The 500-nt window shown below is 83.6% G+C and carries 1 protein-coding gene; it reads right to left on the bottom strand.

The annotated features are described in order from the left end of the window. Positions 1 to 500: hypothetical protein (locus AO501_RS40755; protein WP_197419898.1), on the bottom strand; the 500-nt coding region annotated here is incomplete at both ends.

Here is a 500-nt window from a genome sequence, read left to right as displayed (position 1 = left end):
CGCCGCCGTGGCCACCGGCGTAGCCCGCACCGCCTGCGGTGACGCCGTCGGCACCCCCGCCGCCCTTACCGCCCTGGCCGCCCGCACCGCCGTCACCGGCGTGACCCGCGGTGCCCGCAGCGCCCGCACCGGCACCGGCCGCGCCGCCCAGGCCCGCGTCACCGCCCCGGCCGCCGGCACCACCGACACCGCCATCGCTGCCGGCCACCGTCGCGCCATCACCCCCGACGCCGCCGGCACCGCCGCTACCGCCCACACCGCCGGCGCCGTTGACGCCGCCCGCACCGGCCGAGCCGCCCTGACCGCCGTGTCCGCCAGCCCCGCCGTCGTATCCGGCGGCTCCGGCCGTGAGGTTCGCAGCGCCGGCGCCACCGGCGCCACCCTGGCCGCCGACGCCGCCGATCCCTGCGCCGCCCGCCGCGCCGGCGCCACCGGCGCCACCCTGGCCGCCGACGCCGCCGATCCCTGCGCCGCCCGCCGCGCCGCCGCCGTTGCCGAAC

This window comes from Mycobacterium gordonae, assembly GCF_001417955.2.
GTDB lineage: Bacteria > Actinomycetota > Actinomycetes > Mycobacteriales > Mycobacteriaceae > Mycobacterium > Mycobacterium gordonae_B.
Note: the sequence above shows the minus strand (reverse complement) of the source record. Positions and strands in the feature narration are given on the sequence as shown.